This window comes from Mycobacterium sp., assembly GCF_046330795.1.
In the GTDB taxonomy this organism is placed as follows: Bacteria; Actinomycetota; Actinomycetes; order Mycobacteriales; family Mycobacteriaceae; genus Mycobacterium.
The window spans coordinates 233,151-259,515 of record NZ_JAXLSA010000002.1 but is presented as its reverse complement, the minus strand read 5'-3'; the positions used below and the strand labels follow the sequence as shown (position 1 = coordinate 259,515).

The window sequence follows — 26,365 nt, the reverse complement described above, 5'->3', positions numbered from 1 at the left end:
TCTTCACGCGATGCTGTCACGGCAGTCTAGCAGTGTGGTACTAACGGTAGCGCAGCGAAACCGATCGTATTGGAGGGTGACGGTGCCCGAAAGCCTGTTGCCGCCCGAGCGGCTGCCCTCGCACACCACGACATGCATGGGTTGCGGCCCGGACAACCCCCACGGACTGCGGTTGGTGGTGCATCGTAGCGGCGACGCGGTGTACACCGATGTGACGTTCGATGAGCGCCATATCGGGGCCCCGGGCCTGGCCCATGGCGGGGCAGTGGCCGCGGCATGTGATGACGTCCTGGGCTTCACGTTGTGGATCGCCGGAACCCCGGCGGTGACCCGCACCCTGACGGTCGAATATTTGCGGCCGGTGCCGCTGCATCAGACCCACCGGATTACTGCCCACATCGTCTCTCGTGAAGGGCGGGCGCTGCATGTCACGGCGACAGGCACGGGTGAGGGTGGGATCGCCCGCTTCACCGCCAGTGCAGTGTTCATTGTCGTCAGCCCTGAGCACTTCGCCGCACACGGCGATGTCAGCGCTTTCGGCGATCTTCTGGAGCAGTTCTCGCGCCGCGGCGGCCTCGACCCGGAGCCGTCATGACTGTCCCTCAGGCGCGCAGCCACGGGAAAACCCCGCCTTCGGAAGCGAACTCGGTCGCTGCAGAGAAGCGAGCCGCTAACGCGTCGCGTTCACGCGCGTCCGCACGGCGCCGGGAGACCATTCTTGATGCAGCTTTGGTCGTGGCCGCGGCGGGTGGTTACGAGGCGGTTCAGATGCGGACAGTTGCCGAGCGGGTCGGCATCGCCGTCGGCACGCTTTACCGCTATTTCCCGGCGAAAACCCACTTGCTGGTGGCAGCGCTGACGCGCGAGTTCCGTCGACTCGACTCGGCCGGGGACTGGGCGAGTGGTGAGGGCACACCGCTGGAACGGCTCGAACGGCTCACCGCACATCTGCATGACCGCTGGCAGCGCGACCCATGGCTGACGACGGCCATGACACGGGCCTTCGCAGTCGCAGATACCCGCGCCGCCGCGGAACTCGACCGCGCGGCCGATGAGATCCAGATCCTGCTGGCCCGCACGCTCAGGGGCGGCGAGCCCACTCCTACCGATCTGCACGTGGCTGGGATCATCTCCGACATCTGGCTGGCCAACCTCGTGGCCTTCAGCGGCCACCGCGCGACAGCCGCCGACACCCGCGACCGCATTGACCGAGCCACCAGGCGCGTCGTGACCAGCGCTGCTAGGCCAGCCGTCTACCGGTAACGATACTGCTGGTATCGCAGCGATACTTGGCGTACTCTTTGGGGATACGGCTCAACGATGCGTCGAAAAGAGACTGCCATGTACACCCAATGGATCGAAAACCTTGTCGTACAACGCCTCTCGCTGCACGGCGGCCTGGTTCTGGATTTCGATGATTACAACGAAATCGTCATCTCCTGCCCCCTACTATTGACGCTTCCTGCCGTCGGCACCTACCCCATCGAGGCGGTGCGTATTGACCCCCTCAGGATCGCGACCCACGAACGCCCGCTGCTGAACCTCGCCGGCGCACTGTGCACCCAGGCCTGGTCCAGCGACGATGGAGGGCTACACCTGAGCTTCTCGCGCGGACATCGCATCGATGTCGATCCCGACGCTGAACAGACAGCGTGGGAGCTCTATGGCATGCGCCACGGCTACATGGCCTGTCTACCTCAAGGACGGGTACGCGTGGTCCGCCATGACCTCCCCGACACCGACGACGCCAACATCGTCAACAGCGTCAGGCAATCATCGGCGGGGTCGGCGCGGCAGACCCACTAATCCGGCCGCGGACACTGCGACGGGTCGACTTGGGCGGCAATACGTGGATCAGGTTGAACGTGGACAGGACCGCCCTGGCGACATCGAGGCGGGCGAGCATTCCCGGATGATGCTGTCGAGGTTTTGTTGCACGCGTTCGGCAGTGATGCCGACCGATGGTGAATACAGCATGATGTGGTCGAGGACGCCGTTGTACCGTCTCAATTGTTCACGGACCTCGTGCGCCGTCCCGGCGACACCCATGGCGTCGATCATCTCCTCGGACACAGCGGCGAACATCGCCGGGAAATCGCGCTGGGCGAATGCTTGCCGGATGGCTCGGCCTTCGCTGGCGAAGCCGTTCACATCGAGTACCGTCTCGTAGGATTTGACCGAGGAGTAGAACGCAATCTGCTGCGCCAGTTCGCGCCTGGCGACCTCGGCGTCGTCGTGGATGGCGCACATCACCATGGAAATGATTTCCACGTCATTGGGGTCGCGGCCGGTGTGCGCGGCGCCCCTGGCGATAGCGGGCCGGACGACCTCTTCGACGTAGGTGGTTGTGAACAGCGGATGTCCGGCTAGGCCGTCGGCCACCCGCCCGGCCGCCTCGCACATCCGGGGCCGGACACCGGCAGTGACGATCGGGATCGGCCTGCTGGAGGGTCCCACGTCGCCGGTCGGGGTGAGATTCATTCTGTAGAAACGGCCCTCGTGATGGATCGGGCCTTCATGCAGGTTCCATATCCGGCGCAGCAGCATCACGAGTTCTTCCATCCGCAGGGCGGGTGCGGAGGTGTCGGGCACGCCGTGCCAGTCGCCCATCATCCGTTTGGTGCCGTTGCCGATGCCGAGTACCAGTCGTCCGTTGGAGAGTTCGTCGAGGTCGCGCGCCTCGGTGGCCAGCACCAGGGGGCTTCGGCCGACGCCGTAGAGAATGGAGGAACCGATCCGACAGTTCTGGGTGCTGTTGGCCATCGCGGCCATGGAGATCGATCCGGACCGAGAATAGAACTCCGAGGCCCATACGGCGTCGAACCCGGCCGCATCAGCGGCCTGGGCGGTCTGGGCCAGTGACTTCAGATCCGCGCCGAGAACCGACAGGCCGTAGGTGCTCATGACTGGTCTCCTGTGCGCGGGCGCAGCCCGTCGAACATGACGGCGCTGAGGGTGCTGGCGACCACCGTCTCGTCGAGGTGGTTATCGGTGACCAGGTACATGAGTGCATTGATGGTGACCGCGCCGAACAGCGCAATCGACGTCGATCGCGCATCGGGCTGAGCGACGAGGGATCCGTCGCGGGCCCCTTCGATGAGCAGGGTTTCGACGGGTTGTTGGTAGGCGGTATTGATCATCTCGGCGATAGCCGGCATGCGGGCCGCTCGTCCCAATTCGCCGATGAGTGCACGGCATACCGCTGGCCGCTGCGCCATTGCCCGCAGTTGTGCGCGGATCACGAGTTCGAGGCGTTCGGCACCGGTGCCGCCGGTGTGCACGATCGCGGTCACAGCATCGAAGATGTCCTTGAGGAGGTCTTCGAGCAGGAAAGCAAGGATGTCCTCTTTACCGGCGAAGTAGTAGTACAGCGTCGCTTTCGGCACACCGGTCACCGCGGCGACGTCTTCGATCTTGGAGTCGTTGAGCCCCTTCTCGGCGAACAAGTCCGCCGCGGCGGGAAGCCGGTCAGAGATCTGACGTGGAATCTTGCGCATTGCCCCCCTGTCCCGTTCGGCCGGTTTAGACTGCGAGTCTAAACCGTCGTTACTTTGGTGGTCGGAGGTCTTGGTGGTCTCGGTGCAAATTCGTTACGACCCGTTCGACGCCTCGATTCTCAACGACCCCTATCCGACGTATCGGTCGTTGCGTGACACGGCTCCGGTGTACCGCGCCGAGGAATCCCATACCTGGGTGTTGAGCCGGCACGCCGACGTCCAGGCCGCAGCACTGGATCACGGCACGTACTCCTCGGTGGACGGCATCTTCCCCACCCCACCGGGATCGGACTTCATCGGCTCGTTCCTGCCGATGATGATCGTGATGGACCCTCCGCGCCACGACCAGTTGCGTGCCCTGGTGAGCCGGGCGTTCACTCCCCGGCGGGTGGCCGGGCTGCAGGGCGCCATCACACAGATGGCCGCGGAGTTGTTCGAGCGCCTCGACGAGGGCTCTGGTTCGGCGGACTTCGTGACCGACTTCGCCGCGATCCTGCCCGCCGCGGTGATCGCCGATCTACTGGGCATTCCCGCCACCGATCGTGATCAGTTCCGATTGTGGTCGAGCCAACTGGTCCAGGTCGACGTCAACCACGGACAAACCACCGACGCACTGACCGCCGCCACCTCGATCTACGCCTACTTCACCGACTTCCTCGCCGACCGCCGCCAAACCCCCCGCGAGGACATGATGTCGGCGTTGGCGAACGCCACAGTCGACGGGATCAGACTGACCGACGAGGAAGTCCTCGGCTTCTGCGCGCTGCTGCTCGTCGCGGGCTACGAGACCACCACCAATCTGCTGGGGAACTCCGCGGTCGTGCTGGCCCAGCATCGGCAGACCCGCCGACGCCTGGCCGCCGATCGAACACTATTGGGGCCGGCAGTTGAGGAGTTGCTGCGCTACGACTCACCGGCACAGGGACTTTCACGAACCCTGACCCGCGACGTCACACTGCACGACACGACCATGCGTCAAGGTGAGAAGGTGCTGCTGCTGTTCGGGTCGGCCAACCGCGACGAGCGCGCCTTCCCCGATCCTGACGTGTTCGACATCGAGCGCACCAGTGAGCACCAGGTCGCCTTCGGTCGCGGCATCCACTTCTGTCTGGGCGCGGCACTGGCGCGGATGGAGGCCCGCATCGCTCTGGATGCTCTGTTGGACAAGGTGCCCGACTGGGAGGTCGATCTTGAATCGGCGCGGCGGCTGCGGTCCGGACCGATCCGCGGCTACACATCGCTGCCCATCACTTGGACCACACCGGTCTAGCCCGTGCCCCTCCTCGACGACGCGTCGTGTGCATCACCGCGCGGCCAGGTTCTTCATCGCCGTCGATATCGAGCACTCCGCCGCGCACGGCGACCTCGGCGCATTCGGCGACATGCTCAAACGATTCGCGGGCTCGAACGGTGATCGACCCATGACCGGACAGGAGAAAGGGGCATGGTGGTGGCAGTGACATTCGCGCACTTCGATGAGCAGATCGCCGACCAGCTGCTCAGATCGCCGAACACAGCAGGTGGACTGTCGAGGTTTCTGAGCTTTCGGCACACCGAACTCGCCGCCGGTCGGCTGGTGGCAGAGATGGAAACCCGTGCCGAACTGCTCACACCCTTCGGCACCCTGCACGGCGGATGTCTATCGGCGATGGTCGACCACTGTCTCGGAGTCGTGTTCTACCCCGTCATTCCGGCCGGATCATGGGTCGCCACCACCGAATTCAAGCTAAACCTGCTGCGACCCGTGTCCACCGGTGTGTGTGTCGCCGTCACCGACATCGTGTCGCTGGGCAAGCGCAGTGGAGTGGCGCGCATCGACATTAGCAACGGCGACAAAGCCGTCTGCGTAGCCCAGGGCACGGTCACGATCGTGAACGCCGCGGGCAACGCACTATGAAGGCGCTTGCTGCCGGGCCCACGCTTCGGGCGGACGACGATCTCGCCAGGAAGGTGTCATGACCTCCGCCGTGCAGCATCGGGTCCGAACCCAGGACGGGATCGCCCTGGCTGCGGACTGCTACGGCCACGATGACGCCCGTCCCGTCGTGCTGCTCCTGCACGGCGGCGGCCAGAACCGGCACGCGTGGAGCACTTCAGCGCGTCGCCTCCACGCATGCGGATACACAGTCGTCGCCTACGACACCCGCGGTCACGGCGACAGCGACTGGGACCCAGCCGGCAGGTACGACATCGAGCGACTCGCGACCGATCTTCTCGCCGTGCGCGAGCACTTCAGCGCCTATACCGCCCCTGCGGTCGTAGGTGCATCCCTTGGGGGCATGACCGTGCTCGGCACGCATCTGTTGACATCCGGGGCGTCGTGGGCGGCGGTCGTCCTGGTCGACGTCACCCCGCGACTTGAATTCCAGGGCGCCCGTCGCGTGGTGACGTTCATGGCCGCACATCCCGATGGCTTTAGCACCCTCTCTGACGCCGCAGAGGTGATCGCCGCGTACAACCCCCATCGCTCGCGCCCGGCCAACGTCGACGGCCTGCGCAAGGTGCTACGGCAGCGTCACGACGGCCGCTGGATCTGGCGGTGGGACCCGGCATTCATTCACTCCAACTTCGACTTTCTCCGCGACGAATCGACCACGGGAACGGAGCAATTCGACGCAATCAGCCACCTGCTGATCGACGGAGCCCGACGGGTCAATGCCCCAACACTTCTCGTAAGGGGCCTCTTGTCCGACGTGGTCTCCCAAGCCACCGTCGACGAGTTCAAGCAACTGGTTCCCCACGCCGAGACCGTCGACGTATCCGGCACCGGACACATGATCGCCGGCGACGACAACGACGCCTTCGGCTGCGCCGTCACCGAGTTCCTCGGCCGGAACCTCCTGTAGGTCGCGACGTTGGTCGAGCACCATCGATCGGCCAGTAGTCAGAACCGATCTTGACTTCACAGCGCGCGAAGCGGAGCCCATGAAGTGTTCTTCGGTTAAGGCCGACTTTGAACTGTGCCGGGCTCTGGTCGAGCTAGACGCCACTACGCACTTGCTGGCCACCATCGGCGTCGAAGAGTTCCTTGGTCCAGCGTTCGAGGATTTCTGCGCTGTCCCAGTCGTCGGGATGAAATCCGGCGCGGGTGTAGGAGCGAAAGCGCGCAATTGCTGCTGGGCTGAATAGCGGGTTATGACGGAAGGCTCGAAGGCTGCGCAGCAAGCGCACCGGGTTGTAGGCGGAACGGTCACCAGCCAGAGAGCGGGTGGTCTGGATGACCAACTCGCTGAACAAGAGGAGGCTGGCGATCCGCATCCCCCAGACCCTGGTGCGTTCGCTTCCACCGACCGTCTCGTAGACATCGAAAGCAACGGCCTTATGCTCGCATTCTTCCAGTGCGTGCCAGAGCAGAATAGGCCGCACTTCGGTGTCGCCGATCAGTTCTTGAGCTTCGTCGCTGGTGAGAATGATCTCGGCGAATGTCGCCGTGTAGTGCTCGAGGGCGGCCGTCACAGCCAGGCGCATCTTGGGAGAAAAACGCTTCTCAAGTCGGCCAACCAGCTTCTTGACATGCCGATCGATCCCCTCGGTGGGATAGCCCATTGCTTGAAGCCGATCGTTGAGCAGCCGATGCTGGTGTCGGTGGGTGGCCTCTTGTGCGATAAACCCCTTGACCGCCTCCTTGAGGTCAGCGTCGCTGATGTGGTCCCGGTACTCGCGGACTGACCGGATAAAGAAGTCTTCGCCTTCGGGGAACGTGGCCGACAAGGTGGACACAAAGTGGCTCATCACCAAGTCGCCATCAACGAAGTGCTGCCGACTGGTCCCAGCAGGCATATCGAATCGAACACGGCGGGGCTTCGGGACGACCCGTGCGGTGGGCCGTGTGGACGAATCGTCGCTCATGTTGTTCTCCCATTCGCCAAGGACGCGCTGTCAATCTGACTCTAAGCCTTGTCAGAATTAGATGGCAAGCTATCCACGTGGTTTCGGCGCGGGTGTATAGCGGAATGTCCGCCGAGGAGCGTCACCGGAACCGGCGCACCCGTCTCATCGAGGCCGCAACGGAGTTGATCGGCACGCGCGGCGTTGCCGCCGCCACTGTGACTGCCGTCTGCGCTGAATCGGGTGTCACGTCACGGTACTTCTACCAGCACTTCTCCGACCGAGACGCACTCCTGCGGGCTGTCTACCAGCAGCTCTATGCCACCTTCCAGGAGGTGATAGTCGACGCGATCCCCGATGCCGGCGAGCCACCGGAGGTATTGGCGTACGCGCCAATCCGCAGGCTGGTCGGCATGATCGACAACGACCCGCGGCTGGGTCGGATCCTGTTCGTGGAATCTGCAACCGAGCCGCTGCTCCGAGAGCTACGCAGCGAACTAATGGCAGGTTTCACCGACCTTGTCTTGCGCGAAGCCAGACTTCACCTCGACATCGCCGACTCTGCCGTGGGGGTTGCCCATTTGGCTTCGACCTTGGGCGTGGGAGGGCTATTCGAAGTCTTGCGCCGCCGACTCGACGGAGAACTGGAATTCACCACAGATGAACTCGTTCAGCACTGCGCAGGTTTCCTGGGCAGCCTAGGCAATTACGTGCTGCTGCAGAACACGGGCCAGTCGGCCACAACCGAAGCGCAAACCTAGAGCTAGCGGCCCCGCTACGCGATGTGGCCGTGCGTGCGCCCGACGACCAACGTCCGAGAACAGCAACAGCAAGACCCTGAACGGCATCCAAGGCCAGTGTCGTCGACTTACAGCGTCAGCCCTGGCTTCCAGAAACCCACTGAGTGTTCGATCATTCCTCTGCCCACTGCGACCGTCGGCCCGGTCCCGACTCGATAGCGGTCGCCGGCCCCTTCGCCAGCCGCGCGCTTTGCGCGGCCTGGCGACGACGGCCCCGCCACCACTTGCACTACATGCGGTAGCGTAGCGATACCGATAGTATCGCTACGATTCGCTACTAGTGGAGGCCCAGTGACCGACGGCACTGCAGATTCCCCAGGCCAGGCCACGCGCCGTGGCCAGCGGGACAACGGATCCCCCAACCCGGCCGAAACCCGCGAGTACAGCGAACGGTTGGCAGCGCTAGCCCGATTCACCCTCCGACACAAAGCGCTGGTCATCGGGGTATGGCTAGGCGCCGCGGTCGTCCTCGCGTTGCTGTTCCCCCAGCTAGAAACCGTGGTGCGCCAACAGTCGGTGGACCTCATCCCTCGCGATGCGCCGTCCTTGCAGACGGTTGACCGCATGAGCGCCGCTTTCGGCGAAGAAGGCTCAAAAACCATGGTGTTCGTCGCCATGGAAGACCCCAATGGCTTGACTCCGACTGCACGGCAGCGCTACGGCGAACTCGTGCGCCGGTTGCAGGGCGAAGGCAACCACGTCCTGCTGGTGCAGGACCTACTGTCCGATCCGATTACCGAAGCCCAGGCAGTCAGCGCCGACCGCAAAGCTTGGTACCTGCCCGTAGGTGTCACCGGCACCCTCGGAGACCCCACGGCCGCCGAATCGGTAAACGCGGTGCGCAACATCGCCGCCGAGGTCTTCACCGGCTCGACCACGACTGTGCAAGTGACGGGACCACCGGCAACCTTCAGCGACATGATCGCATCCGCCGAGCACGACCTGCTGCTGATCTCAATCGCTACCGCGGGCGTGATCGCCCTGATCCTGCTGATCGTCTACCGGTCGGTGTTCACCGCGCTGTTACCGCTGCTAGTAATCGGGTTGAGCCTGGCAGTCGGGCGCGGCGTGCTGTCCGCCCTCGGCGAGATGGGCATGCCCGTCTCCCAGTTCACCGTCGCCTTCATGACTGCGATCCTGCTCGGCGCGGGAACCGACTACACCGTATTTCTGATCAGCCGATACCACGAACAGCGCCGCGCCCAAGTACCCGCCGATCAGGCCGTCATCCACGCCACCGCCAGCATCGGGCGCGTCATCCTCGCCTCCGCCGCCACCGTCGCACTCGCGTTCCTGGCCATGGTCTTCGCGCGGCTCAGCGTCTTCGCCGCCCTTGGCCCCGCGTGTGCCATCGCCGTACTGTTCGGATTTCTGGCCACCGTAACCCTGCTGCCACCGGTGCTGTCGCTAGCCGCCAAACGCGGCATCGGTGAACCCAAACCCGATCGCACCCGCCGCTACTGGAACAGCGTCGCCGTCGCCGTGGTCCGCCGTCCCGTGCCACTACTCATCGTCAGCCTGGTCATCTTGCTCGCCCTGTCGGCAGCGGCAGCAACCATCAAAATCAGCTACGACGACCGCAAGGGCCAACCAGACACCACGGCCAGCAACCTGGGCTACCACCTGCTGGACCGCCACTTCCGCAAAGACGTCGTCATCAGCGAATTCCTCGTCGTGGAAAATCCGACCGACATGCGGACCGGCAAAGGACTGGCCGATCTTGACGAGATGGCCTCCCGCGTCTCCCAGATCCCCGGCGTCACCAAGGTTTCCGGAGTCACCCGCCCCACCGGAGAGCGCCTCGACCAAGCAGAACTGGCCTGGCAGAACGGCCAGATCGGCGACAAAATGGCCGGCGCCGTCGCCGAGGGCAACTCCCGCAAGGACGACCTCACCAAACTCACCGACGGCGCCGACCAGCTCGCCGACGGCCTCGCCCAACTCGACAGCACCGTGCGCACCGCCTTCACACCACTAGCCGGAATCCTCACCCAAGCCCAATCCGCAGGAACTCAGGTCAACCAATTCCGGCCGCTGCTGCAACAACTTTCCGCCACTGCCCCCGCCGTCGACCAAGCCATCCAATCCGGCCCAGGACTACGACCGCTGGCCAACCAAGCCCAAAACGCAATCACTCAACTCGACCCACTCGTCGGCGCCCTCAACACCTCACCCTGGTGCGCCACCACCCCACAATGCGCCCAAATCCGCAACCAGGTCCAGATCCTGGTCACTCTGCGCGACAACGGATTCTTCAACCAAATCGCCGACCTCGGGGACCGCTACGATCCCGCCACCAATGCCACCGTTGGTGGCACCCTCGCCAACGTCCAGAACGCAGTCGCCTCACTGGACAAGGCATTCGGAGCCCTGGGTGACCCCGCCGACCTGACCACAAATCTCCGCCGATTGCAGGACGGAATCGGACAGCTGGCCTCCGGCGCCCAAGCACTCGCCACCGGCGTCCGCACCCTCGCCGACAGCAACATCGAAATGCTGTCCGGCATGAGCCAGATCGCCACCCAACTACAGAACTCCTCGCGCGCAGCGGCCGACTCCGACTCCTCGAGCGGTTTCTACCTGCCCGCCAACGCATTCGAGAACCGGCAATTCACCGACGTCGCCGAACAATTCCTCTCACCGGACGGCAAAACAGCGCGGTTCATGATCGAAAGCAGCCACGACCCATACAGCGTTGAAGCCATGGACCTCGCCAGCCGCATCACCGACACCGCCAACACCGCACGACCCAACACGTCACTCGCCGACGCCACCGTGTCCGTAGCCGGCTTCCCCGCCGTCAACTCCGATATCCAACGACTCCTCTGGGCCGACTTCGCACAACTAGCCATCGCCACCATCATCATCGTCGGCGTCATCCTGGTCCTACTACTGCGCGCACTCCTAGCACCGCTCTACCTACTAGGCACCGTCGTGCTCAACTACCTCGCATCACTCGGCATCGGCGTCGTAGTCTTCCAATGGGGACTGGGCCACGAAATCGCCTGGCCCGTACCGCTGCTGGCGTTCATCATCCTCGTCGCCGTCGGCGCCGACTACAACATGCTGCTCGTCTCACGGCTCCGCGAAGAATCCGGAACCAACATCCGCGTCGGCGTCCTGCGCACCGTGGCAAACACCGGAGCCGTCATCACCTCCGCTGGCCTCATATTCGCCGCCAGCATGTTCGGCCTCATGGTCGGCTCAGTCGCCATCATGATCCAAGCCGGCCTCATCATCGGCTTCGGGCTGCTGCTCGACACCTTCCTCGTGCGCACCCTCACCGTGCCCGCCATCGCCACACTCCTACGCGAAGCCAGCTGGTGGCCCACCAAAGCAACAAACCCGCGACCCGGTCAGACCAACCCAGGAGGCATTAAGGACGCACCTCACGTGCTGGTCCAGGAGAGGTGAAAAGCGAACAGAGCAATACCCGGCGCTACATGCCGACCAGCGTGAAGGCGTATTCACCCCGAATGAATACGACCCCTGCGCCGGTACAGCGGACCACTTGTCGACGGACGAAAATGGGAACGGCTGCCGATCGGGCCCCGGTGCCGCGAGGATGGCGAGGCTCGAGAACGTCGGACGTCTGCCGCAGGCGACGCTCGCAACACAGCCACAGATTGCATTTCGAAAGCGTGGGCCAAGAGAACTGCGGAACGCGGTTCGACGGGCACGACCAATGCAAAGGCGGACCGCGATACCGTGCGATTGTGGCATCGACTGTCGACGCGCTGTTCGCCGCCGCCGGTGTTCAAAGGCTCGGGGCTGTTCAATGGCGGACAGCCGTGCCGAACGTGCACCCAGGCGTCTACGTGGTGGCCAGAGTCCGCGACCCCGCCGGGCAGGTTTCAGGCGACGCGGAGATCGCCCCATCCGCGATCAAACAGCTGTTGGAGACCCGCAAGGAGTTGACGCTAGATGGGCAGCGACCCTCGCCAGAAGCGCTGTCCGACCGGCTCAAGTCGATGTGGCTATCAGACGAACCAGTGATCTACGTTGGGCTGGCTGGCACGTCCCTGCGGAATCGTGTGAGCCAGTTCTACCGGACACGCCTCGGCGCGAGGTCTCCGCACGCCGGAGGGTGGCCCCTCAAGTGCATCAGCGATTTGAGTACGGTCTGGGTGCACTTCGGGCAGTGCACCGAGGTAAAGGCTGCCGAGCTCAGAATGCTGGAAACCTTCATGTCAGCGTTGACGCCGATGGCGAGGGAGAACGCGCTCGACCCTGACCTTCCGCTCCCGTTCGCGAATCTCGAGTTCAGGGACTCGGCGAAGCGCCGCCGGGTGAAACGCCATGGGATCAGCGGCGCCAAAGCAGCCCGCTGAAAGCAGACGATACAAAGCGGAGAGCAGGCACCGCCCTGTGTGGCGGCCATCCGGGAAATCGCGTCGGTCTCAGCCCGAGAGGCTCCGCCCTCCGGCTGATTGTCGGCGAACAGTTGCGGTGCAGACCGTCGTTAACGAGGCGACAGTCGGCGCGGTGCTGTAATAAGGGCTCCGACCTCAAGGCAGGAAGCGGGCGCAAGCGGTGACGCGGATCTTCGACAACATCAAGCTGGACCTGGGCTCACACCTGGAGAAGACGCTCCAAGTGTCGAACACGATGGACGTTGCCGTCGGCTATTTCAATCTGCGCGGATGGGCCGTCTTCGATCAGCTGGTCAAAGAGAAGGCCGCGGGCTGGAGCGAGGGCGATCCACCGATCGTCCGGATCCTCATCGGCATGGTCACCGCCGGCGTGCAGCAGGAGACGCTCGACGCACTGCAAGCGGACCTGGAAGGCACCGACAAATCCGACGCGGACGCGAATACCGCGCGGGAGCGTAAGGCGATCCTGATCGAACAGCTCCGCCTTCAGCTGATGCGGGGGTTGCCCACCGCCGCGGACCGGGTAGTTCTGCAGTCGCTGCGCGACCTCTTGGGGTCCGGCGCGATCGAGATCAAGGTGCACACACGCCGCCCACTGCACGGCAAGACGTACATCTGCCACCGCGAGGATCTCAACAACCCGATCACCGGTTTCGTCGGCTCCTCGAACCTCACCCGCCCCGGTCTCACCGTGAACTTCGAGCTGAACGTCGACGTCCTCGACACGACAGCGGCGAAGGATCTCGCGGAGTGGTTCACCGACAGGTGGGACGACAAGTTCAGCCGCCCGATCACCGCTGACCTACTCGACCTGCTCGACGAGTCCTGGGCGCGACGGGACCCGCGCAGGCCCTACGAGGTGTTCCTGAAGGTCTGCTACGACCTGTCCCGCGACGTCCGCGAAGGCTTGGCCGAGTACTCGGTGCCGAGTGGTATCCGCGAGCAGCTGCTGGGGTATCAGGCCACCGCGGTGCAAACTCTGGCGCGACGGATCATGACACGCAGCGGGACCATGCTCGGAGACGTGGTCGGGCTCGGCAAGACGCTGACGGCGATCGCGGTCGCGCTGATGTTGCGCGATGAGCACGGCTACATGCCACTGGTGGTATGCCCGAAGAATCTCGTGAAGATGTGGAAAGAGCACTTCGAGGCCTACGACCTACACGGCTGCGTGGTTCCGTATTCAATGGCCCACGCGGTGCTGCCCACGCTGCGCCGATACCAGCTGGTGGTCGTCGACGAATCCCATACGTTGCGCAACGACGCCCGCCGCGACTACCAGGCGATCCGGAATTACATCGACGCGAACGACAGCAAAGCCCTGCTGCTGACGGCCACCCCGTACAACATCCGGTTCCAGGACGTGGCTAACCAGCTCGGCCTCTACATCGACGACGACGATGACTTAGGCATTGCCCCGGTCAATGCGATCGCTGCCGATCCTCAGCTCGTCGACAAGGTTGATGGGAAGACAACCACGATGGCGGCTTTCCGGCGGTCCGAGGATCCAGACGACTGGAAGCGTCTTATGAGCGAGCACCTGGTGCGTCGGACCCGCACCTTCATCAAGAACAACTTCGCGCAGACCGACGCCGAAGGCCAGTACCTCGAATTCGCCGACGGCAGCAGATTCCGCTTCCCGCAACGCATCCCGAAACCCGTAGACCATTCCTTCGGCAAAGACGATCCCGCGGCACTCATGGCCGGCGACGTCACCCTGGACACCATCACAGCGTTGCGCCTGCCCCGCTACGAGCTCGGCAACTACCTCTCAGACACTGCGGCGCCAACCGAGACCGAGCAAGAATTCATCGACAACCTGGCCCGCGGTCGGGGGCACGTCGCCGGGTTCGTCCGCACGACCTTCTACAAGCGACTCTCATCCTGCGGACACTCGTTCACCTTGTCGCTGAAACGGCACGTCGCCCGCAACGAGCTGTTCTTGTACGCGATCGACAACGGGTTGGCGATCCCCGCCGGGACGATCACCGAGAACCAGTTCGGTGAGGACACCGACCCGAACAATGAGGACGACGAAGATACGGCGGCCACCGCGGACGCCCGCTACACGCAGCTGCAGGAGACCAACCCCGCCGGCCTCACCTGGATCCGCCCAGAGCTGTTCACCCCCGCGCTGCGGGTCGCTCTGCTCGAGGACACGACGGCGCTGCGGGGGCTGCTCACCCTCTACGGCGACTGGAAGCCGGAGACCGACTCCAAGCTGGACGCCCTCATCCACCTGCTTCAGTCCGACCACCCGGACGAGAAGGTTCTGGTGTTCACCGAGTACAAGGACACCGCTGAGTACATTGGGGCTGCGCTGAAAGCTGCGGGAACCGACAAGGTCGGCGTCGCCACAGGAGACAGCGAGAACCCGACCCGCCTCGCGCAGCGGTTCTCCCCGCACTCGAACACCCTGCCCGGCCACGAACCCGACGTCACTCCCGACGAGGAGCTGCGAGTCCTCATCGCCACCGACGTACTCAGCGAGGGGCAGAACCTGCAGGACGCGCACATCGTCGTCAACTACGACTTGCCGTGGGCCATCATCCGACTCATCCAGCGCGCTGGCCGTGTCGACCGTGTCGGGCAACAAGCTGACACAGTCCTGCTGTATTCCTTCTTCCACGAGTCGGTGGACAACGTGATCGACCTGCGGCGCCGCATCAGCGCCCGCCTACACGCCAACGCCGAGGCCTTCGGCTCCGACGAGCTGTTCTTCGGCTCCGCCGGCGAGACCCAAACCATCACGGACCTATACAACGGGAACCTTGACGACAACGATTCCGGAGACGACGTCGACGCGTCGAGCCTCGCCTACCAGCACTGGACACAGGCAACCGATGACGACCCGGACCTCGCAGCGAAGATCGCAGGTCTGCCTGACATGATCTCGGCTACACGCCGAAAGCGTATGACCGACAACGACACTGGGGTGGTGTGCTACGTCCGTACCGACTCCGGTGTAGATGGGTTCGGACGCGCCACCTCGGACGGCACCACATCGCTACTCACCGGCCACGAGGTGCTCAAGACCTTCGAAGCGGTTCCTGAAGAACCCGGTCTGGAGCCGGCTGGGGACCACGACAAGCTGATTGAGACCCTGGTTCGCGGCCCACTGGCCACGCCGACCCTCGCCGCTGGCCGGCTCAGGGGTGTCCGTCGAACCCTCTGGAACCGCTTGGGCGCCACGCTGCACAACCACAATGCTGACACCTCGGCGGCTCTCGACGACCTGTATCAGCATCCACTCACCAAAGACGCCGAGAACCGGCTCCGTCGGGCCGTCCGCAATCAGGCGAGCAACGACGAACTCGCCACGCTTGTCGCCGCACTACATCGAGACGGGGATCTCACCGTCACCGCCCGCAGTGGCAAGGACCCGATCCGGATCGTCTCCAGCATGGGAATTTCAGAATGACTGACAACCGGCTCCTCGACCTCGTCGACGCGCATGAGTTCCGCACTCTATTCATCGACGAACTCGGTTGGGACAACCCCGACCGGCCGGCGCTGACACTCGAGGTCGACGGAGCCGACTACACCCTCAATCAGGTGGCTGGGTACAAGGGCCTGCGCATCTGGCACTGCCCGGTGTTGCCACCGCGCCCCGTGCAGCGGCAGATCGACGTCCTTGTAGGCAAGGACAACCTGGAGCGGCTCGTTATCTTCACCGATGAGCACCGGCAGGAATGGCGATGGCCGCGCCGGAAGCAACTCGGGTCTACCAACTCGAAACTCGTTGTGCATCAATATCACAACGGTGACCGAACCACTCATCTCTCTGATCGTCTGCAAGCGATCGAGCTGGACTTCGACGAAGATCTCCCGCTCGTCACGCTGCTGGATCGGATGCGTGATGCGTTTGATCGAGAAGCCGAGACGGCGTCCGTCGCGGCCGCGCGCCTCATGGGCACGCTGTACACCCACCTCGAATCCGCCGGCGTCGGCGAACACGACGCCACCCTGCTACTCGCGCGACTGCTGTTCCTGCTCTTCGGAGACGACGCGGATATGTGGAAGCCGCCAGCACTGTTCGAGAATCACCTCCGCAACCACACCAGCGCGGAGACTCTCCATACCGATCTGGTCGAACTGTTCGAGGTGCTCAACACCCCGGTCGATCGCCGGAATGTGGAGGCGGGCGGCCCGCTCAGCTTCTTCCGCTACATCAACGGCGGGCTGTTCGAGGACCCACTGCGGTTACCGCCGTTGCCAGCGGAGTTTCGCGGTGCGCTGCTGGAGGCGTGCAGTTTCAACTGGTCGGTGATCTCCCCGGCGGTCTTCGGCTCCATGTTCCAGACGGTAAAAAGTAGAGAGGCGAGGCGTCACGGTGGTGAGCACTACACCACCGAGGAGAATATCCTCAAAACGATCCAACCCCTGTTCCTTGACGATTACCGCGATCGACTCGACCGGGCGTGGAACGACAAGGGCCAACTCAGTAAGTTGCACAATGAACTTGGGCAGCTTCGCTTCCTCGACCCTGCATGCGGGTGCGGCAACTTCCTCATCGTCGCCTATCGGGAACTACGTGCTCTTGAGCTGGACCTCCTCAAACGTCGCCGCGACCTCGACATGGAGGCAATCGCCGCGGGTAAGAAGGTCGAGCGCGCCCAGCTCTCGCTCGACGTCACCGCGAACATCAAAATCACGCTCGACCACTTCTTCGGAATCGAGATCGAGGAGTGGCCGGCCCGTATCGCCGAGACCGCGATGCTGCTCGTTGATCACCTAGCCAATCAACAGATGGCCGAAGAGTTTGGCGAGGCTCCGGACCGTCTGCCGATAGCCATCGCACCGACTATCGTCCATGGCAACGCGTTACACACCGATTGGACCTCGGTTGTACCCCCGTCAGAGCACGTTGTGATCCTCGGCAACCCGCCTTTCCTCGGCATCTCACTGCGATCCGCCGAACAGACCGCCGACCTCCAGCATGTGTGGGGCGATAGGTATCACGGCACACTCGACTTCGTCACTGGGTGGCACGCGAAAGCACTCGGCTATTTTCGAGAGAAGTCTGGGCGATGGGGGTTTGTGACCACTAATTCCATCACTCAGGGCGAGGTGGTAGCGCCCTTGTTCGGACCGATATTCGAAGAGGGATGGCGGGTTTCTTTCGCACATCGAACGTTCCGCTGGACCACAGAGGCTACTGGCGGCGCGGCGGTTCACTGCGTGATTGTTGGCTTCGGAAAGGGTGACTTCAAGCCGCGCCTATTTGCCTACGACACACCCGATTCGGCCCCTTCGGAGGTTGTCGGTGTCAGCAACATCACGCCCTACCTGACCGACGGTCCTACCGTGATCGTGCATTCCGCGACGCGGCCGATCAATCCTCAACTGGGAGAAGTCGCCTATGGCAACAAGCCCACCGATGGGGGGTGTCTGATCGTTGAACGAGAAGACTACGAGACCGTAGCCGCGGACCCGGTCGCGAAGCAGTACCTCCGCAGGTTCGTCGGCGCTCGCGAACTGCTTCACAACAGCGTTCGCTACTGCCTGTGGTTGGTCGATGCGCATCCGGGGGACATATCGCGCAGCCCGGTGCTCAACGCCAGAGTGGAAGGCGTCCGAGAGTTCCGGGCGAGCAGTACAGCTGCATCAACCAGAGACGCCGCCTCGACCCCGCATCTTTTCCGTCAAATTGCACAACCGAAGGTTGCCTATCTGTGCATCCCGAGACACGTGAGCGAGACGCGGCCCTACTTCCTCAGCAACCACTACGCCGCAGATGTGATTTGCAGCGACGCGAACTTTCTGTCGCCCGATCCGGATGGGTTCGTCTTCGCGATCATCTCGTCGACCATGTTCATTACGTGGCAGAAAACCGTAGGGGGACGGATAAAGTCAGACTTGCGCTTCAATAAGTTGCTGTCGTGGAATACGTTCCCGTTGCCGGACACGGGGGCAAAGGAACGTGACCGCGTCATCCGGGCCGGTGCCGAAGTGCTCGCCGCACGCGAATTGCGGCCAGAATTATCGCTGGCGGATCTGTATACCCCGGCTGCAATCCCAGGGGAAGTGATCGCAGCGCATGATTCTCTCGATCGCGCCGTCGATAGCCTGTTTGGGCTTGATCCCGCGGACCACTCGGAGCTGCGTCGGCAGCGCGTTCTATTCCAGCGATATCGGGAGATGGCCCAACCGCAATCAGCAGGACCAGTGAATCGACTTGATTGTCCGTGAACCGACACCGAAGTTCCCTGACCGGTTTCGTCACGGCGACTTTCCCAATTGCGGCTCGTCAGCGTTCACTCGTCGGAGTGCGTCCTCCATACTCCAAGGCCAGTATCGGTACTTGCGCGGGCCGGAACGGACACTACGGCTCTGTACGAGTCAGACGCCGCGGTGGACTACTGGCAGGGTGGGCCGACCCAATGACGTGGGGCTTTGCTGCAACCACCACGTCGCCGTCGTACCTGCGTGAAACTATGCGTACATGACCACGGTCAAAGTCCAGGCAGGTCAGTCCATCCTGGAGGGGTACGTCAAAAAACCCTCCGCCGGGCTGACTGAACTCATCTGGAACGCCTTCGACGAAGACGCGCACAAGGTCTCGGTGACGTGCGAATACAACGAGCTCGGCGGGGTTGAGCAGATCGCCGTGACCGACGACGGCCACGGCATGAACCGGGAGAAGGCCGAGCACGCGTTCTCCCGCGTCGGCGACAGCTGGAAGCTCATGGCAGGTACTCGAAGCAAGAGCGGGGAGCGCGTCGTACATGGTCGCCATGGCCGTGGCCGGTACGCAGCGTTCGCGCTGGGTAACGTGGTTCGCTGGGTTTCTACTTCGGAGCGAGTGAGGGGCGGCCTCGGCGTTGTGCAGGTGACCGGCAACAGATCGTCGCTCGACACCTTCGACATCGAAGCGTTCGACGTGGAAGCCGATGTCACCGATTCCGGGACGATTGTCACCATCCATCAGCTGGCTCCGGCAGCAGTGGCTAGTTTTGGCGCTCCTGACGACCTCCGGCAGGCAATTTTGACCGAGTTTGCACTGAACCTTGAGCGCTACAAGGACTTTCACATCCGTTTCCTCGGCGAGGATATAGACCCAGCGTCGGTCGAGATTCATCGTCAAGACATCCCGTTGATCGACGCAGATCGCTGGAAGGGCGAAGCCACCCTTACGGTGATCGAGTGGAACCTGCAGAACGTGCGGCGGTCCATCTTCCTCTGCGATGCGGACGCTCGCGTCCTTGACGAGGTAGAAGCCAGAATCCAGTCACCCGGCTCGGAATTCACTGCCTACCTGACGTGGAAGGGATTCGTCAGCGACGACCCGGTCGGGTTGGAAGACGACACCGACACACCGCGGGGGCGTCTGATCGCAGCGGGCCGTGACGCGTTGCGCGACCATCTCGCTGAGCGGCAACGACTCCGGGAAGCCGCAACGGTCAAGCGGTGGAACGACGAAGGTGTATGGCCCTACAAGGACGAACCGAAGACGCCCGTCGAAGAGGCGACCCGGGACGCGTTCAAGGTCGTGGCCCTCGCGGCCTCCCGAACCATCGACGAGAGCAAGAGCGGCGGGCCGAAGGCAATGGCGTTGCGGCTCCTCAAAGAGACTTTCGAGACCGACCCCGAAGCACTCCTGCCGATACTGTCCGATCTGGCGCGGCTCCCGAAGTCACGGGTCGACGAACTCGCGCAGCTGCTGAAACACACCACCCTCACGCAGCTGATCCAGACGGGCCGGGCAATCGGTACCCGCATGGACTTCCTCAGCGGGTTGAGCACCATCCTGTTCGACCGACAGATCAAGCGACGGCTTCTAGAGCGCCGGCAGCTCCACCGTATCCTCGCGCACGAGACTTGGATCTTCGGTGAGGAGTGGAGCCTCACCGGTGACGATGAACGCCTGACAAAAGTGCTCAAGAAGTTCCTTAGGAAGCTGGGGACGGAGGTCGAGCTAGCCGACCTCAAGGAGGTGCGGTTGGAGGACGGCTCCGATGCGATTCCGGACCTGGTGCTCGGGCGCCGGTTGCAGACCAACGCCGACTCCTTCGAGCACCTCGTGGTCGAGCTAAAGCGTCCGAAGCACAAGCTCGATGACGACGACGTAAGTCAGCTGCGCTCCTACGCCAGTGCCATCGTCAACGACGAGTCATTCGCGCAGCCGAACGTGAAATGGGACTTCTGGCTTGTGGGCAACGAGACAACCCGCACAGTCGACGAACAGAGGCGGCAGATGCATCTGCCGTTCGGCGTCGTGCAGGAAACCCCTTACCGGATAGTCGTGAAACAGTGGAGCGAGTTGATCTCCGACGCCGAACACCGGCTCAAGTTCGTACAGAACTCGCTGGAGTACGAGACGTCCCACGATTCCGGCCTGGCATACCTCCGGGAAAAGTATTCACAATTCCTGCCCGCGGAGTCCGAAGAATCCTCCAGCCGAGCGGTTCAATCGGCTTAATGCGATACCGCAGTAGATACCGCAGCACTTTCGTTCGGCCCCTACACCCGCCAAGGCAACCAACGCCGTAACCCCAGTTGGAGACGACTCTTCCGGCCACGACCGCGGCCAGCAAACGCAACAAACGCCCAGTTCAGAAGATTTTAAGTCCGCTGCCTCTGCCAATTGGGCTATAGGGGCGCGTAGGTCCCGAGCCCGGGAGTCGCTACACGCCCATGACGTTAGTGCCAGTGCCACGCCGCGCGGTTCATGGACTCACCCTCGCCGCGACGGTCCCGGCGGGCCCAGCAGCGCCCCACACTGCCTTCGCGATCACAGACCATTCTCTCGTCGATCACGAACGGGTAACAACAGCAACAGAAGCAACACGGATAGATCTCACAAACTTCGGAATCTATTCGCACGCGCCATTCTGAACTGGTCTTACTTTTCTCTTATGGTTTGCGTGATATTTCTTAAAATGGCTGTTCAGGGCGATTTTTAGCCATTATTATGAGCTGTCAACGAGGGTCCATTCAGGACATGGTGACCCAGTTCACAGAATTGGCGAACCCCGAAATGTGTGTTTACCGTGCTTCATTATGTTCGCTCTTGTCACCCTGATGGGACTCATCAATCAGGTCTCAGGAACCCCCTACATCCCCGGCGGCGATTCGCCTGCAGGCACCGACTGCTCAGGACTGGCCTCGTGGGTTGCCAACACCGCCACCGGACGTCCGACCTTCGGAGATCGCTTCCACACGGGCAATGAAGAGGCCGCTCTGCTGGCTCGCGGCTTCAAGTACGGCACCGCGCCCAACGCCCTGGTGATCGGTTGGAACGGCGGCCACACGGCCGTCACGCTGCCCGACGGCACCCCGGTTTCCAGCGGTGAGCGCGGCGGTGGCGTCCGGGTCGGCGGTGGCGGTGCCTACCAGCCTCAGTTCACCCACCATATGTATCTGCCGATGGATGTCGCGGCGCCCGACGCCCCGATCGATCCGATGGCACCCATCGATCCCAACGCCCCCGTGGATCCGAACGCCCCGGCCATCATCAATGTCGCCGACATTGCACCCCCGCCGCCGGCCGATCCGGCCCCGCCGCTTCCGCTGGACGCCCCGCCGATGGGCGATCAGGCCGCCGTGGTGGCCGCCGATCTGGCCACCATGCCCCCGCCGCCCGCCGACGGTGAGCTCCCGCCGCCGCCGGACGGACCGGTCATCGTGCCGGCCGACAATGTCCAGGTACCCCCGCCGGCACCGGCGCCCGGCGATGCACCGGTGAATACCCCTATCTGACGAACCCAATACGATCGCAATGATCCCGCCCGGCTCCGGTCCGGCGGGATCGTTGCTTTCCGGGCCATCTGTTCTGCGCTCAGAGCGAGGTCCAGATCACGAGGGAAAGCCGTAAGGGACAGCGCCGTCGGCGTAAAGAAACCGTCAAGGAAGCGGCCGGCCCACTGCGGCGGTCATAGCGTCGAGCCATGACAGTTCTGGCGTTCGTCTTCTTCACCCTGGCGGTCTTCGCGCTGCTGGGCTACCTGCAGCGCATGGTCGAGCGGTGAGCCCCACCAACTCCATCGGCCTGGTACTCGCTATCGCCGTGGCGCTGTTTCTCGTTGCCGCCCTGCTGTTTCCAGAGAGGTTCTAGATGACCTCCACCACCGCCGGGATCTGCTTCCTGGCGTCGCTGATCGTCGCCCTGATCGCGGTGCACGTCCCGCTCGGTGACTACATGTTCCGCGTCTACACCAGCGCCCGCGATTCCCGCGTCGAGCGGGCGATCTACCGCGTCATCGGCGCCGATCCGCGCGCCGAGCAGAACTGGGGCGCCTACGCCCGCAGCGTGCTGGCGTTCTCCGCGGTCAGTGTCCTGGGTCTGTTCTTCTTCCAACTGGTGCAGGGCCGCCTGCCGTTGCACCTCAACGATCCCGCCACCGCCATGACACCCGACCTGGCCTGGAACACCGCAATCAGCTTCGTCACCAACACCAACTGGCAGGCCTATTCGGGCGAGACCACGCAGGGTCATCTGGTCCAGATGGCCGGGTTGGCCGTACAGAACTTCGTCTCGGCCGCAGTGGGCATGGCCGTGGCGGTCGCCTTGGTCCGGGGCTTCGCGCGGCGCGATACCGGCGACCTCGGGAACTTCTGGGTCGACCTGGTGCGCGGCAGCATCCGCATCCTGCTGCCCATCGCAACCGTGGCGGCCGTCGTGTTGGTCACTGGCGGCGTGATCCAGAACTTCCACCTGCACGACCAGGTGGTGAGCACCCTGGCCGGTGCGCAGCAGACCATCACCGGCGGCCCGGTCGCCAGCCAGGAGGCCATCAAGGAACTGGGCACCAACGGCGGTGGCTTCTTCAACGCCAATTCGGCGCACCCTTTCGAGAACCCGACGGCGTGGACCAACTGGGTCGAGATCTTCCTGCTGCTGCTGATCGCCTTCTCGCTGCCGCGCACGTTCGGCCGGATGGTCGACAGCCCGAAACAGGGCCGGGCCATCGCCGCGGTAATGGCCGTGCTGGCGATCCTGAGCGTCACGTTGGTGCTGCGGTTCCAGTTGCAGGCCCATGGCACGGTCCCGACGGCCGTCGGCGCGGCCACTGAAGGTGTCGAACAGCGTTTCGGCGTCGCGGATTCGGCCATCTTCGCCGGCGCCACCACGTTGACGTCCACGGGCGCGGTGGACTCGTTCCACGATTCCTACACCAGCCTGGGCGGCATGATGACCATGTTCAACATGCAGCTCGGTGAGATCGCGCCGGGCGGAGCGGGTTCCGGTTTGTACGGCATGTTGATCCTGGCCGTCATCACCGTGTTCGTGGCCGGGCTGATGGTCGGACGCACACCGGAATATCTGGGCAAGAAGATCACGCCCCGCGAGATCAAGTTCGCCGCTGGCTATTTCCTGGCCACCCCGTTGATCGCGTTGACCGGAACCGCGGTGGCCATGGCGCTGCCCGGTCAACGGGCCGGCATGCTCAACACCGGGCCGCACGGGCTGTCCGAGGTGCTCTACGCCTTCACCTCGGCCGCCAACAACAACGGCTCGGCGTTCGCCGGGCTGTCGGTCAACACCACCTGGTACAACACCGCACTGGGCCTCGCGATGGTGCTGGGCCGGTTCGTGCCCATCATCCTGGTGCTCGCGCTGGCGGGATCTCTTGCCGCCCAGGGCCGTACCCCGGAATCGATCGGCACGCTACCGACCCATCGACCGCAGTTCGTCGGGATGGTTGCCGGAGTGACCCTGATCCTGGTCGCGTTGACCTTCCTGCCCATGCTCGCGCTGGGCCCACTCGCCGAGGGAATCCACTGACAATGACTGTTACCGAAGCACTTCCAACACGGAGCCCCACCCAGCACCGGACAAAGGCCGGCCTGTTCGACCCCACGTTCCTCTGGACCTCGCTCCCCGACGCGCTGCGCAAACTCGATCCGCGCACCCTGTGGCGCAATCCGGTGATGTTCATCGTCGAGATCGGCGCGGTGTGGTCCACCCTGCTCGCGGTATTGCGGCCCAGCTGGTTCGCCTGGCTGATCGTGGTGTGGCTGTGGCTCACCGTGCTGTTCGCCAACCTCGCCGAGGCCGTGGCCGAGGGCCGGGGCAAGGCGCAGGCCGAGTCGCTGCGAAAGACCAAGGCCGACACCATGGCCCGCCGACTCACCGGGTGGGCACCTGGCCGCCCCGGCACCGAGGATGTGGTGGCCGCCCCGCTGCTGGCGCAGGGCGACATCGTGGTGGTCGAGGCCGGCGAGGTCATTCCCGGCGACGGCGACGTGGTGGACGGTATTGCCGCCGTCGACGAATCGGCCATCACCGGCGAGTCCGCGCCGGTGGTCCGGGAATCCGGCGGCGACCGGTCGGCCGTCACCGGCGGCACCACCGTGCTGTCGGACCGCATCACCGTGCAGATCACCCAGAAACCCGGCGAGAGTTTCGTCGACCGGATGATCGCACTGGTGGAGGGCGCCAATCGGCAGAAGACCCCCAACGAGATCGCGCTGAACATCCTGCTGGCGGCGTTGAGCATCATCTTCGTGTTCGCCGTGGCCACGCTGCAGCCGCTGGCCATCTACTCCAAGGCCAACAATCCCGGTGTACCTGAATCGCTTTCGCTGACCGGCGACGGAATCAGCGGCATCGTCCTGGTGGCCCTGCTGGTATGCCTGATCCCCACCACCATCGGTGCGCTGCTCAGCGCCATCGGCATCGCCGGGATGGACCGACTGGTACAGCGCAACGTCCTGGCCATGTCGGGCCGCGCCGTCGAAGCCGCCGGTGACGTCAATACCCTGCTGCTGGACAAGACCGGCACCATCACGCTGGGCAACCGGCAGGCATCCGATTTCATCCCGCTGGCCGGGGTGAGTATCGAGCAATTGGCTGGTGCCGCGCAGTTGTCCAGCCTGTCCGATGAGACACCCGAGGGTCGCTCGATCGTGGTGTTCGCCAAGGACAATCACGGGCTGCGCGCCCGCACACCCGGTGAGCTGGCCAACGCACACTGGGTCGAGTTCTCCGCCACCACCCGGATGTCGGGTGTCGATCTGGCCGACGGCCACCAGCTGCGCAAGGGCGCGGCCAGCAGCGTCGCCGAATGGGTCCGTGCGCAGGGCGGGCGAGTGCCGGCCGAACTGGGCCAGCTGGTCGACGGGATCTCCGCCGCCGGCGGGACACCACTGGTGGTCGCCAGCGCGGTCGACGGCGCCGCCGAACTGCTGGGCGTGATCCACCTCAAGGATGTGGTCAAAGAGGGCATGCGGGCACGGTTCGACGAGATGCGCCGGATGGGCATCCGCACCGTCATGATCACCGGCGATAACCCCTTGACCGCCAAGGCAATTGCCGATGAGGCCGGTGTCGATGATTTTCTGGCCGAGGCCACCCCCGAGGACAAGCTCGCGCTGATCCGCAAGGAGCAGGCCGGTGGCAAGCTGGTCGCGATGACCGGCGACGGCACCAACGACGCCCCGGCGCTGGCACAGGCCGATGTCGGCGTCGCGATGAACACCGGCACGTCGGCGGCCAAGGAGGCCGGCAATATGGTCGACCTCGACTCCGACCCGACCAAGCTGATCGAGATCGTCGGGATCGGCAAGCAGCTACTGATCACTCGTGGCGCGTTGACCACCTTCTCCATCGCCAATGACATCGCCAAGTACTTCGCGATCATCCCGGCACTGTTCGTCACGCTGTTCCCCGGCCTGGATGTGCTCAACGTGATGCGGCTGCACAGCCCACAGTCGGCCATCCTGTCGGCGGTGATCTTCAACGCCGCCATCATCGTGGCGCTGATCCCGCTGTCGCTGCGCGGTGTGCGGTATACACCGGCCAGCGCGTCGAAGCTGTTGTCCCGCAACCTCTGCGTATACGGACTGGGCGGCATCATCGCCCCGTTCATCGGCATCAAACTGATCGACCTGATGGTCGCACTGCTTCCCGGAATGGCCTGAG

20 protein-coding genes are annotated in these 26,365 nt (G+C 63.8%); 17 read left to right on the top strand and 3 right to left on the bottom strand.

What is annotated here, in order from left to right:
- Positions 1-82 precede the first annotated feature (82 nt).
- From U0R18_RS08450 to U0R18_RS08440, 3 genes are all read left to right on the top strand, one after another.
- Positions 83-595: a PaaI family thioesterase gene (locus tag U0R18_RS08450; RefSeq protein WP_011856877.1), complete on the top strand. Its 513-nt coding sequence runs from the start codon at positions 83-85 to the stop codon at positions 593-595.
- Positions 592-1,263, top strand: a complete 672-nt coding sequence (locus U0R18_RS08445) for a TetR family transcriptional regulator (protein ID WP_011856878.1) — start codon at positions 592-594, stop codon at positions 1,261-1,263. Before U0R18_RS08450 ends, U0R18_RS08445 begins: the two co-directional genes overlap by 4 nt.
- A gap of 78 nt (positions 1,264-1,341) precedes the next feature.
- Complete coding sequence (locus tag U0R18_RS08440) at positions 1,342-1,806, top strand: DUF6188 family protein (RefSeq protein WP_024449209.1); 465 nt, start codon at positions 1,342-1,344, stop codon at positions 1,804-1,806.
- Positions 1,807-1,854: 48 nt separating this feature from the next.
- Here the strand turns inward: U0R18_RS08440 and U0R18_RS08435 are convergent, their stop codons facing one another.
- Together U0R18_RS08435 and U0R18_RS08430 are read right to left on the bottom strand one after the other, a co-directional pair.
- The gene (locus U0R18_RS08435; protein WP_011856880.1) at positions 1,855-2,904 is read right to left on the bottom strand and encodes an LLM class flavin-dependent oxidoreductase; all 1,050 of its coding nucleotides are present in this window, start codon (positions 2,902-2,904) and stop codon (positions 1,855-1,857) included.
- Entirely contained in the window at positions 2,901-3,497 is a 597-nt protein-coding gene (locus U0R18_RS08430) for a TetR/AcrR family transcriptional regulator (RefSeq protein ID WP_011856881.1), read from the bottom strand. The genes U0R18_RS08435 and U0R18_RS08430 overlap by 4 nt, the downstream gene beginning before the upstream one ends.
- A 73-nt stretch (positions 3,498-3,570) precedes the next feature.
- On the opposite strand from U0R18_RS08430, the gene U0R18_RS08425 reads away from it, so the two are divergent.
- The 4 genes from U0R18_RS08425 to U0R18_RS08410 are packed head-to-tail and all read left to right on the top strand — an operon-like array spanning position 3,571 to position 6,343.
- Positions 3,571-4,767 carry a cytochrome P450 gene (locus U0R18_RS08425; protein WP_011856882.1) on the top strand — a complete coding sequence of 399 codons (1,197 nt, stop codon included), beginning with the start codon at positions 3,571-3,573 and terminating at the stop codon, positions 4,765-4,767.
- A gap of 28 nt (positions 4,768-4,795) precedes the next feature.
- Positions 4,796-4,957 (top strand): hypothetical protein, encoded by a 162-nt coding sequence (locus tag U0R18_RS08420; protein ID WP_156442342.1) that lies wholly within the window; start codon positions 4,796-4,798, stop codon positions 4,955-4,957.
- A complete protein-coding gene (locus U0R18_RS08415) occupies positions 4,942-5,394 on the top strand; it encodes a PaaI family thioesterase (RefSeq protein ID WP_011856883.1) in 453 nt (150 codons plus the stop codon). Before U0R18_RS08420 ends, U0R18_RS08415 begins: the two co-directional genes overlap by 16 nt.
- A 58-nt stretch (positions 5,395-5,452) precedes the next feature.
- Positions 5,453-6,343, top strand: coding sequence for an alpha/beta fold hydrolase (locus U0R18_RS08410; RefSeq protein ID WP_011856884.1), 891 nt, complete (start codon positions 5,453-5,455; stop codon positions 6,341-6,343).
- A gap of 133 nt (positions 6,344-6,476) precedes the next feature.
- Here U0R18_RS08410 and U0R18_RS08405 read toward each other — a convergent pair whose 3' ends face one another.
- Positions 6,477-7,346 (bottom strand): metal-dependent hydrolase, encoded by an 870-nt coding sequence (locus U0R18_RS08405; RefSeq protein ID WP_011856885.1) that lies wholly within the window; start codon positions 7,344-7,346, stop codon positions 6,477-6,479.
- Between the two features lie 104 nt (positions 7,347-7,450).
- Between U0R18_RS08405 and U0R18_RS08400 the strand changes: the two genes are divergently transcribed.
- The 10 genes from U0R18_RS08400 (at position 7,451) to kdpB (ending at position 26,364) form a co-directional block, all read left to right on the top strand.
- Positions 7,451-8,086 carry a TetR/AcrR family transcriptional regulator gene (locus tag U0R18_RS08400; RefSeq protein WP_011856886.1) on the top strand — a complete coding sequence of 212 codons (636 nt, stop codon included), beginning with the start codon at positions 7,451-7,453 and terminating at the stop codon, positions 8,084-8,086.
- Positions 8,087-8,416: 330 nt separating this feature from the next.
- A complete protein-coding gene (locus U0R18_RS08395) occupies positions 8,417-11,539 on the top strand; it encodes an MMPL/RND family transporter (protein WP_011856887.1) in 3,123 nt (1,040 codons plus the stop codon).
- Positions 11,540-11,841: 302 nt separating this feature from the next.
- A complete protein-coding gene (locus U0R18_RS08390) occupies positions 11,842-12,456 on the top strand; it encodes a hypothetical protein (RefSeq protein WP_526367752.1) in 615 nt (204 codons plus the stop codon).
- 202 nt (positions 12,457-12,658) lie between these two features.
- Positions 12,659-15,919: a helicase-related protein gene (locus U0R18_RS08385; RefSeq protein WP_526367751.1), complete on the top strand. Its 3,261-nt coding sequence runs from the start codon at positions 12,659-12,661 to the stop codon at positions 15,917-15,919.
- On the top strand, positions 15,916-18,690 hold the full coding sequence (locus U0R18_RS08380; protein ID WP_526367750.1) for a class I SAM-dependent DNA methyltransferase: 2,775 nt from the start codon (positions 15,916-15,918) through the stop codon (positions 18,688-18,690). The genes U0R18_RS08385 and U0R18_RS08380 overlap by 4 nt, the downstream gene beginning before the upstream one ends.
- Before the next feature lie 253 nt (positions 18,691-18,943).
- Positions 18,944-20,920 (top strand): ATP-binding protein, encoded by a 1,977-nt coding sequence (locus U0R18_RS08375; protein ID WP_526367749.1) that lies wholly within the window; start codon positions 18,944-18,946, stop codon positions 20,918-20,920.
- A gap of 581 nt (positions 20,921-21,501) precedes the next feature.
- Positions 21,502-22,200, top strand: a complete 699-nt coding sequence (locus U0R18_RS08370) for a peptidoglycan endopeptidase (protein WP_526367748.1) — start codon at positions 21,502-21,504, stop codon at positions 22,198-22,200.
- Between the two features lie 265 nt (positions 22,201-22,465).
- On the top strand, positions 22,466-22,555 hold the full coding sequence (locus U0R18_RS08365; RefSeq protein WP_526367747.1) for a potassium-transporting ATPase subunit F: 90 nt from the start codon (positions 22,466-22,468) through the stop codon (positions 22,553-22,555).
- Complete coding sequence (gene kdpA, locus U0R18_RS08360; protein WP_526367746.1) at positions 22,556-24,226, top strand: potassium-transporting ATPase subunit KdpA; 1,671 nt, start codon at positions 22,556-22,558, stop codon at positions 24,224-24,226. It begins immediately after the preceding gene.
- A 2-nt stretch (positions 24,227-24,228) separates the two neighbouring features.
- Complete coding sequence (kdpB, locus tag U0R18_RS08355) at positions 24,229-26,364, top strand: potassium-transporting ATPase subunit KdpB (protein WP_526367745.1); 2,136 nt, start codon at positions 24,229-24,231, stop codon at positions 26,362-26,364.
- The last annotated feature ends 1 nt before the right edge of the window (position 26,365 follow it).